We start from the raw sequence: 6444 nt of genomic DNA, 5'->3' as shown, positions 1-6444 counted from the left end.
ATTAAGCTCCTATTATTTATTAGGTTTATTATTGATATTCATCATAACTCAATAGTTGTTAGAAAGTAAACCTATTTATAATAAAAATGTTTTTTTATAGAATTTAACAAAAATAATATATCAAAAATATTGACAAAAACAATTTTTGTTATATTATTTTATTTATAAAACCTAATAAATGAGGAGTTAAATATGATAAATATAAATACAAATATAACAAAAATAAATAATCAAAGATCAGAGGTAGAGATGCAACAATTTGGTTTGTACAGGCAGATGGTGTTTGAAGGATTTGAATCATTTGCATATCAAAGTCAAGAAAATTTTAAAGGTAAACAAAAACAGTTAAGTAAAATAAATAAGATAGGACGTAAATTACCAAAAATTGGAAGAGATGAATGTTTTAAGTTTAATAGTAAGGTTGATTTTAGTATGCAAAGAGAAGCATTAAAGCATATGGGTGCAAGTGAAGTTGGAAGTATGTTTATTGGAGCTGATTCTTTAGAAAAATTAATGCGAGATAGGATACTTAAAGCTATAGGAAGAGAGATTCCATTTGAAGATAATTTAAGCATGATAAAGGGGAAGATACTAGAGTCTTTAGGATTTGATGAATTTGTTCGTATGCACGCAGGCAATATTGAAGTATTACATAAAAACAAATATGCAAACGGTGTTGACAAATATAATTATTTTAAAAAATTTAAGGGCCGTGAGACATTAGTTGGGTCAACAATTGATGGATGGTTTGTAAGTAGCTCGGGAGAAGCAGAGTTACTTGAGATCAAATTTAGTGATAATCTTTACTTAAAAAGTGCAGCTTTTGAATACAATAAAACAGGTAATTTTTTAGAAAATAAATATTTCTTCAAATATTATGTTCAAGTACAAATGCAACTCTTATGTACAGGTTTAGATAGGGGAAATTTATTTATTATCATAGGTAATGAGGCTATCAACTGTGTAATTAATAGGGATGATAATTTTATTAGTGCTGTAATGACTGAGGTTTCAAGATTGGAGAGAGAAGTAAATAATATTGCCAAATCTTTAAAATCAAATAGTGATATTGATATTAAAAATATTGATTTAGACGAGCTTAGTGTTATTATTGAAGATTTTTTAAAGAATAGCTTTGTGTATCAAGAGTTGTGTGATATGGATTTCAAGTTTGAATTTTTAACATTTTTAAAAGCAAGTCATCTTGAGATTGATGAAGACGAAAATTTGAATTTGAAGAGACATCTTGAAAAGATTATTGCATTGCAATCTGAAATTGACAAGGTAGAAGAGACAACTAAAAAGGATCATGCGTTAGAGTTGTCTAGGTTAACAAAACCTATTAAAGATAAACTTAAATTTCAAATAGATGCTCTGGTTAAAGATTTTTCTTTAAATGAACATATAAATTATGACTTTGATGGGAATCTATTCCATTTAGATATGAGTAGGAGAGCTATTAAGGATAGATTTAAGTTTTTAAGCTCTGTTATGGATTTTACCTTTAGTAGTAATTCAAATGTAGTTAATGATTGGTCTACTCCTATTTTAAATGCTGTTTAAGGGTACCTTTATGAGGTTTATATTTATGGTTTTATTTTTGGTAATTACTTATAAGGCTTTAAGATTTTTATGTAAGTTTTGCATGCGAAGTATAGCGAGACTCATTCAGGATTATTATTCAAGACGAGAATTTTTAGAAAATATGAGAAGACTTGATTGTGATTTAAGACGTATGGAGATGTTAAGTAGGATTTATGATGAGGAGAGTTCTGGTGTTTGATATTAACTCTTTAAGTATGTCTGGTCGTTTAACAAGAGACTGTGAGCTTAATTATACTAGTAATAGTCTTTCTATATTAAAATTTACTCTTGCTAATAATAGAGGTGTTAGGAGGCGTAGTTCATGGGAGAGACAAGCACAATTTTTTGACTGTGTGATTTTTGGCTCTAAAGCTGAGAGTCTTGCTGCTTTGCTTAAACGAGGGGTTCAAGTTGTACTTAGTGGATCCCTTGTCTGTGAGAATTGGAGAGATAAGCGTACAGGTGAGGGGAAGAGTAAATACAGTATTTTGGTAAATGATATTCAAATCTTAAATTCGTCAATTAAGACACAAGAGACTAATGATTCTCAGTCTCAAGATGAGTTTTATGAAGATATTCCTTTTTAGTAGTTATATAAGGTAAATTAAAAGTTAAGGAGGTATGGGGTGGTAGTATCAAAAAGGGAGCTTATAGAAAATATGATGGGATCTAAATATGATTTTGAAGATGTTTTACTTTGTAGGAAAGACAGACAAGGAGAGATGCTATTTGAGAGACTTTGCAGAGAAGGGCTTACTATTGGGAATGCTAAGTTATGTTTAGATGTGTTTTTAAGCATTTGCAAAAAGAGTCCTGACTTCGCTTCAAGATATGGGATACTTAAGATTAACAAGAGGAGTATATTTGTAGCTAGGTTCTTTAATATTTCTATATTTGTAGATCAAATTCTAAACTTTTATGATAGTAGTGTAGAGTGTCTTCTTGAGGAGCCAGACTTAGAGATTTAATGGAGGTTGAAGGTTAGAGATGAAAATAACGCAAAATAATCCGAATTTAATTTCAGCAGTACGTCAATGGGGATGTTACTTTTTATCTCTTCATTATTACATAGAAAAGTATAAAAAGTTGCAGTTTAGTGTTCTTGATATAAATAAGAATTATCATAACTTTGTTAAGTTAGGATATATAAGAAGTAATTGTTATATTCTAAACCCATGCGCTGTGCTTAGACGGTTTGATATTAGTACAAGTGTGAGGTGGGAAGGCCCTGCTTACAGATGTTTAGATGGAGAATTTGAGATAAGTGAAGTTAAGATTAAAAATACACCAGGATATCATTTTATAGCAACTAATGAGGCATCTGTGCTTTATGATTCACTGATGCTTAAAGAGCGGGGTGTTGAATATGAAATTACATCAAGGAGAATATTTAAGAAATATTGAAACTACTAAGTAGAGAAGGAAGTAAATACCTTTATAGTGCTGATATTATAAGTCTTTTTCCTAGGCATACCCAGTATATTGAAGGATTTTTTGGTACAGGAGCTGTATTTTTTGCAAAGCCATTAGCCCATTACAATATACTCAATGATAATTCTAAATTTATATATAAGTTTTTTTATATCTTAAGACAAGACCCCGAGTTGCTCTACAAGCGTGTAAGAGATGCAATTATTTATGATAGCATTATTAATGAGAACCTGGACAAAATCGAATACATGGTTTTGCGAAGTTTGTATTCACTTTATGCTTCATCCGGCGTAACTATGAAGTTAAATCGAAGTAATGCTAAGAGATTGTTTTTAAGTACCCTTCAAACTTATAAATCTAGATTTAAAGAGATGCTTGATAATGCAATATTTACGTCACGTGATATTTTTAAATTTTTAGCAGCACTACCTAGGCGAGATAAGGTAAGCTCAACATTTGTATATCTTGACCCTCCATATTCAATTTCACGTGGCAATCTTGCTGATAATCGTGGATGGAATTTAGATTCTCTAGAGAGACTTATTATAGAGATGAAGAGATATAGTTGGCAATTTGCAATAAGTGAATTTGATGATTTAAGTGTAGTTGAGCTTTTCTTAAAGCATAATCTTTTTGTAAATTATGTAGCACGATCAACTGGTATAGCTAGTATTTTTAAGAAAACTAAACATGAAATACTAGCTACTTCATACAAAACTAATAAGTCAAGGATGGACTTCCGTGATACTCGTTATATTCAAAAGGAAATGTTTAAAATGCAGGCGTAAATTTGTATATGGAAAAAAGACCCTAGAAAAGTTTAGAGTCTTTTTTTCCCTGCATAATGAAATTTTAGTTTAAAGAATATATATATTATAAACCAAAGAATTATCAAAAACAAAAGCTTAACAAATAATTTTTATGTAAAATAAATACCTAATTTTATCTTTAGGTATTTATTTTGAAGTTGGTAAAATTTTTGAAGTGGGAAAATAGTACCTTAGGTGTATGAAAAATATTAGCAAAAAATATGGGTTATTTCAAGCTAGTTTTGATATCTTTGTAAGCCTGTATTTTACTTGCACTTGAGAGTCCATAAACATTATCAATCTCAGAAGTAGATGAGTATTTCATAAGCTCTTTAATTTCAAATGAATTATATCCTTTAGCTTTAAGTGATGCTATAAATATATTACGGAGTATATGCAAAGATTTGCGATGTTTAAATCCTCCCTTAATTAGTAATTCCTTAAACTGTTTTGAAATCTTGATTATGCTAACTTTATTGTCACGGAATTTGAATTTACTTTTTTGAAATAGGTAAGTACGCCTACTGTCTTTGTCTCTAGAGCTAAAATATTCTTGATGTGCTCTCATAATAGAATCAAATTCAAACTTACTAATAACTACTTCTCTTATACAGATATTGCTACGTTTTTTAGCTACATTAACACGAATAGAATAAAATACTTCACCATTACTGCTTGTCTCTTTATATATATCAGTAAGTTTTACATTTTGTATCTCAACACCCCTACAACCAGTAATTGAGAGTAAGTGTACAAACCATCCTGAGATTGGGTCTTGTTCTTTAAGTCTCTCTATAGAACGTTTTACTAGTCTAGTTGTCTTGTCATTTAGATAAAATCTTACAGGAGTGTTTAATTTTTTAGTATTTCTAGTTTTAAGTGAGCTTTTAAGTAGATTTAATTCTTCACTTAAGCGCTCATTTTGCATTTCTAATTCTTTAATTTTTAAGTTAAGATTGCAGTTAATTAAATGTTTCCCTTTCATATAATTTAAAAGTTAACTAAATAGTTTAAAAATAGATATAATTAGTTATAAAAATATTAGCAAATACTTAAAGGTAGAGTCAATTTTGAAAGGTCTCCATTGCAAGTGAAATATCTCATCTAAGGTTATTTATATAAATAGAGAGGGTATTTTTTAACATATTTGGTTAATATATCTAGAATACTTTAACCTAACCTTAACAAATACTTCAAATTTTACTCTCCGTAGACTTTATTTGTCTATTTAGTGGCTTTCCATTTTGCAATGAGACATATTGTTCTTGAAAATTTAACTTTACTCTTTCTGTTAACCAAAGGTTTACTTTTATAGTTACTCTTACCATTTTTATAACGAGTTTAATTTATTCTTTTTCATGCTTTTTTATCTAGGATATTTGTTGCCTTTTTCTCTTAAATCTCTCTTTCTTAAATATTATTTCTTAACTTTTTGATTATGAGAGGTTCTTTAACCACCTGCTCCTACTTGACAAGTGCTTGTTGCTCCTTCTTTAAAACCATTGAGCGTACTTTCATCCATTTTACTAAAATATCCTTGTACAACGGTTTTAAAAGTGCTTTTACCCCCATCATTTCCATTACATTTTTCAAGTTCAGTATTTATATGTTCAAGGGCTTCCTTTATTTTAGATTCATCATGATTTAAAAATTTGTTAAAAAGATCATCATTACCCAAAGCTTGTTTTAAAAAATCTAGATTTGTTTTTTGAGTTTCATTTAATTTTTCTCTTAACACTTCTTCAGGTGTTTTTTGTACTTCTTCTTGTTCTTCTAAATTTCTTTTAACTCTACTCTTAGGTGTAGCATTTCTATGCTCATATTCACAACTACTAATTAGTAGTGCCAATACCAAAATAAAATTAATTTTATTCATATAAATCCCCTTATCTTTTTTGATTTAAAAATATATCTCTATTTACACATCTTGAATGTGCATGTAGTTATAAGTATTAATTGTTTTTGTAAAATTTATTGTTTTGTTATAAATTTTATGTTAAATATATTTTTGTTAACCTATTAGTTAACTTATATTAAAAGGTATGAGTAGGGTAAAGAAATCATTAGATGATTATGTTGTGTATTTTAGAGAAGGAAAACTTAATGACGCTAGTATTGCAAAAGAGCTTGGAGTTAGTCGTGTTAATGTAGGAAAGATGCGACGCAAATGGGAAGAGATTAAAGATGACCCTGAGTATATTACTGGTGCTGCTAAGCTTACTATTCGTGAAGATACTTTGAAGAATATCTTATTTCATGCATCACAAAGTAGGGCCCAAGCACGTGATCTTAAGAGTCAGTTTAGTATGGCTAAAAGTATGTTGGGACTAGAATTTATAAATTCATTTAGTAGGTATTTAGAGTTAGAACTTAAAACTCATAATTACAAAATAGAAGAATTAGAGTCTCAAATTAGCAATCTTTATAAGAAGACTTTAAATAAAAAAGTAGCACATTCAGAAGAAGAAAGTCGTGAGCTTGAAGAGTTAAAACTTAAACTCGATGAGCTTAAAAGGGAGAGAGAACTTAAGAAGATGTCACTATGTTACAAGACAATGCTAAAGCTTAAAGCTACTGATACAGATGTGCGCTCTAAATTACAAATTTAAAGGACATGGTA

Annotated in this window: 9 protein-coding genes; 7 read left to right on the top strand and 2 right to left on the bottom strand. The window is 29.2% G+C overall.

Going from position 1 to position 6444, the window contains the following annotated elements; translation table 11 throughout:
• Positions 1 to 192: 192 nt before the first annotated feature.
• The 6 genes from bpSLO_RS04575 to bpSLO_RS04550 are packed head-to-tail and all read left to right on the top strand — an operon-like array spanning position 193 to position 3803.
• A complete protein-coding gene (locus bpSLO_RS04575) occupies positions 193 to 1563 on the top strand; it encodes a DUF244 domain-containing protein (RefSeq protein ID WP_246989854.1) in 1371 nt (456 codons plus the stop codon).
• Positions 1564 to 1588: 25 nt separating this feature from the next.
• A complete protein-coding gene (locus bpSLO_RS04570; protein WP_025407639.1) occupies positions 1589 to 1783 on the top strand; it encodes a hypothetical protein in 195 nt (64 codons plus the stop codon).
• Positions 1776 to 2171: a single-stranded DNA-binding protein gene (locus tag bpSLO_RS04565; RefSeq protein ID WP_025407638.1), complete on the top strand. Its 396-nt coding sequence runs from the start codon at positions 1776 to 1778 to the stop codon at positions 2169 to 2171. Before bpSLO_RS04570 ends, bpSLO_RS04565 begins: the two co-directional genes overlap by 8 nt.
• Before the next feature lie 39 nt (positions 2172 to 2210).
• Entirely contained in the window at positions 2211 to 2552 is a 342-nt protein-coding gene (locus tag bpSLO_RS04560; RefSeq protein ID WP_025407637.1) for a hypothetical protein, read from the top strand.
• 19 nt (positions 2553 to 2571) lie between these two features.
• The gene (locus bpSLO_RS04555) at positions 2572 to 2988 is read left to right on the top strand and encodes a DUF261 family protein (protein ID WP_246989852.1); all 417 of its coding nucleotides are present in this window, start codon (positions 2572 to 2574) and stop codon (positions 2986 to 2988) included.
• Positions 2985 to 3803 (top strand): DNA adenine methylase, encoded by an 819-nt coding sequence (locus bpSLO_RS04550; RefSeq protein ID WP_246989850.1) that lies wholly within the window; start codon positions 2985 to 2987, stop codon positions 3801 to 3803. Before bpSLO_RS04555 ends, bpSLO_RS04550 begins: the two co-directional genes overlap by 4 nt.
• A 247-nt stretch (positions 3804 to 4050) precedes the next feature.
• Here the strand turns inward: bpSLO_RS04550 and bpSLO_RS04545 are convergent, their stop codons facing one another.
• Both bpSLO_RS04545 and bpSLO_RS04540 read right to left on the bottom strand, forming a co-directional pair.
• The gene (locus bpSLO_RS04545; RefSeq protein ID WP_246989848.1) at positions 4051 to 4809 is read right to left on the bottom strand and encodes a tyrosine-type recombinase/integrase; all 759 of its coding nucleotides are present in this window, start codon (positions 4807 to 4809) and stop codon (positions 4051 to 4053) included.
• Positions 4810 to 5274: 465 nt separating this feature from the next.
• The gene (locus tag bpSLO_RS04540; protein WP_246989846.1) at positions 5275 to 5700 is read right to left on the bottom strand and encodes an Mlp family lipoprotein; all 426 of its coding nucleotides are present in this window, start codon (positions 5698 to 5700) and stop codon (positions 5275 to 5277) included.
• A gap of 166 nt (positions 5701 to 5866) precedes the next feature.
• Between bpSLO_RS04540 and bpSLO_RS04535 the strand changes: the two genes are divergently transcribed.
• Positions 5867 to 6433, top strand: coding sequence for a DUF603 domain-containing protein (locus bpSLO_RS04535; RefSeq protein ID WP_246989843.1), 567 nt, complete (start codon positions 5867 to 5869; stop codon positions 6431 to 6433).
• Positions 6434 to 6444 lie beyond the last annotated feature (11 nt).

The sequence above is a fragment of the Borrelia parkeri genome, assembly GCF_023035815.1.
Taxonomy (GTDB): domain Bacteria; phylum Spirochaetota; class Spirochaetia; order Borreliales; family Borreliaceae; genus Borrelia; species Borrelia parkeri.
The sequence above is the reverse complement of the archived record's forward strand: the minus strand, read 5'-3'. Positions and strand labels throughout refer to the sequence as shown.